The sequence below is a fragment of the Mesorhizobium sp. M7A.F.Ca.ET.027.03.2.1 genome (assembly GCF_003999175.1).
GTDB lineage: Bacteria > Pseudomonadota > Alphaproteobacteria > Rhizobiales > Rhizobiaceae > Mesorhizobium.
Map to the genome: position 1 here is coordinate 1 of NZ_RZOM01000742.1, position 3,161 is coordinate 3,161.

Consider the following 3,161-nt stretch of genomic DNA (forward strand, 5'->3'; position numbering starts at 1 on the left):
GCATTATTGCCAGCGCCAGCTGAGCATCGAGGCTCGCCATGCCGCCAGAGGGGAAGACCATGATGCACGAACCGATCGCCGCCGCGGCCACGGAAAGCCTTGCGCGGCAAGCACAGGAGCGGGTTTTCCGCAGCCATGACGGGACGGAGATCTTCTACCGATTCTGGCCGGCGGCCTCCGCCGATGCCAAGGGCGCGGTGGTGCTCTTCCACCGCGGCCACGAGCATGGCGGCCGCATGGCCCATCTCGTCGATGAATTGCAGATGCCGGACCACGCCTTCTATGCCTGGGATGCCCGCGGCAATGGCCGCTCGTCCGGCGAGCGCGGCTATGCGCCCTCCTTCTCGGCCCTGGTGCGCGACATCGACTGCTTCATGCGCGAGATTGCAGCCAGGGATGGCTTTGCCACTCGGGATATCGCGCTGATCGCACAATCCTTCGGCGCCGTGCTGGCCGCCGCCTGGGTGCATGACTATGCGCCGAAGCTGCGCGCCATGGTGCTGGCCTCACCGGCCTTCTCGGTAAAACTCTACGTGCCCTTCGCCAAGGAGGGCATCGCACTCTGGCAGAAGATCAAGGGCCGCTTCTTCGTCAATTCCTACGTCAAGGCGAAATTCCTGACCCACGATCCCGTGCGCATCGCCTCTTTCGAGAGCGATCCGTTGATCACGCGGCCGATCGCTTCCAACATCCTGGTCGAACTCTATCAGCATGCCGCACGCATCGTCAGTGACGCCCGCGCCATCACCGTGCCGACCCAGCTTCTGCTATCGGGCAGCGACTGGGTGGTGCGCCACGGCCCGCAGCACGAGTTCTTCGTCAATCTCGGCAGCCGCACCAAGGAACGCCATGTGTTGCCTGGTTTCTTCCACGACACGCTGGGCGAGCGCGACCGGGCAAAGGCCCTCGACCTGATCCGGCCATTCCTGGCCAGGCAGTTCACGGCACCGGACGCGCCTGTCGACCTTAAGCAGGCGGACATTGCCGGCTACACCCGCGACGAGGCGGACCGACTTGCCTCGCCGCTCGCTTTGATGTCGCCAAAGGGCCTCTATTGGGCATTCAGCCGTGCCTCTATCCGCATGGGCGCCTGGGTCTCGCAAGGTATGAAGGCCGGCGTGACCACCGGCTTCGATTCCGGCTCGACGCTGGACTACGTCTACGAGAACAATGCGCGCGGGCTTACGCCTCTTGGCCGCGTCGTCGACCGCATTTTCCTGGAGGCCATTGGCTGGCGCGGCATCCGCCAGCGCAAGCTGCATCTCGAAGAGCTCATCGGCTCTTGCCTGGCGACGCTCAAGGCCGCTGGCCGGCCAGCGCACATTCTCGACATCGCGGCCGGCCATGGCCGCTATGTTCTCGATGCCATCGTGAAGAGCCCCGATCAGCCGGCGAGCGTTCGCCTGCAGGATTATTCCGACCTCAACGTCCAGCTTGGCCGCAAGCTGATCGCCGAGCGGCAATTGCCGGCTGATGTCTCGTTCCAGCGCGCCGACGCCTTCGATGCCGACATGCTCGCATCGATCGATCCAGCTCCGGATCTTGCCATCGTTTCCGGCCTTTACGAGTTGTTCTCCGACAATGCGATGATAGCCCGCTCGCTCGGTGGATTGGCCAGCGCCATGCAGCCGGGAAGCCTGTTGCTCTACACCAACCAGCCCTGGCATCCGCAGCTCGAGATGATCGCCCGCACCCTGACTTCGCATCGCGGCGGCGAGGCCTGGGTGATGCGGCGGCGCACGCAGGGTGAGATGGACCAGCTCGTCGAAGCCGCCGGTTTCGAAAAGCTCGACCAGCGCATCGACCAATGGGGCATCTTCACCGTCTCGGTCGCACGGCGCCGCTGAGCAGCATGGCCTCGTCGCTTGCACCCATCGCGCGCACCGAGCCTTATGGACGGGTGGTCGTCAGGGCCGCGCTCTGGCTGGCCTTCCTGGCGCCGTTCTTCTACCTCAGCTACGGCTTCGCCAACTGGCTGGCCTCGCGGCGCGACGAGGTCGGCAGCATCGTGTTCTCGTGGGAACACAGCATTCCGTTCGTCGCCTGGACCATCGTGCCCTATTGGTCGATCAATCTGTTCTATGGCCTGTCGCTGCTGCTCAACAACGACAAGCAAGGCGTCGACCGCCTGGCCGGGCGCTATCTCACCGCGCAGGTCGTCGCCGTTATCTGCTTCATCCTGTTCCCGCTGACCGCGACATTCGTGCGACCTGCAACGACCGGACTGCCCGGCTTCCTGTTTGCCGTGCTTGGTGGTTTCGACAAGCCGTTCAACCAGGCGCCCTCGCTGCACATCGCCCTTTTGGTGATCATCTGGGATCATTGGCGCCACCGGCTCCGCGGGTTGCTCCTGCCGCTCTGGCATGGCTGGAGCTTCCTGATCGGTGCCTCGGTGCTGACGACCTGGCAGCATCACTTCATCGACATTCCGACCGGCGCGCTGCTCGGGTTCTTTGCGCTGTGGCTGTTTCCGCGCAGCGGCGCGTTGCCGTTTTCAGGCTTCCGGCTGACCAGCGATGTGAAAGCGCGGCGGCTGGCGCGGTTCTACGCGCTGGGCGCGGTCCTCGCGCTGGCCGGTGCAGCGCTCGGCGCCTTGTTCTGCGCCGTCGCGCTCTTCCTGCTTTGGCCGGCGCTGGCGCTGGCCATCGTCGCCTTCGCCTATGCAGGAGCAGGCGAAAAAGTGTTCCAGAAATCCGCCGATGGCAGCATCACGCTCGCAAGCCGTGTCCTGCTCTTGCCTTACCGTCTCGGCGCCAGGGCCAACATATGGGCCTGGACGCGCAAACTTGCTCCCCAGGCGGCGATTGCCGACGGCGTCTTTCTCGGGCGCTTTCCCACGGCGCGCGAGGCCAGCAGCTTCGGCACGGTCATCGATCTCGCCGCCGAACTTAAGAGGCCTGCGGCAGCCGATTGCCGCTGGATCAGCTTTCCGATGGTCGACCTGTTGCCGCCGCCAGTGGCGATACGGCAACAGGCAGCCGGCGCGCTGGAGAGTGCGCGCCGCGACGGCACCGTGCTGGTGTGCTGCGCGCTCGGCTTCCAGCGCAGCGCCGGCGTCGTCGCCGAATGGCTGGTGGCGACCGGCAGGGCCAAGACGCCGGCGCTTGCCCGCGAAATGCTCGCGGCCCTCGGCCGGCCGGTTCATCTTGCCGACGCCATAG

2 protein-coding genes are annotated in these 3,161 nt (G+C 65.4%); both read left to right on the forward strand.

Translation table 11 applies throughout. The features are described 5' to 3' along the window. The first annotated feature begins 59 nt into the window (after positions 1-59). Positions 60-1,847 carry a bifunctional alpha/beta hydrolase/class I SAM-dependent methyltransferase gene (locus EN750_RS26010; RefSeq protein ID WP_189526451.1) on the forward strand — a complete coding sequence of 596 codons (1,788 nt, stop codon included), beginning with the start codon at positions 60-62 and terminating at the stop codon, positions 1,845-1,847. 5 nt (positions 1,848-1,852) lie between these two features. Then, positions 1,853-3,161: phosphatase PAP2/dual specificity phosphatase family protein (locus EN750_RS26015; protein WP_145967916.1), on the forward strand; the 1,309-nt coding region annotated here is incomplete at its 3' end.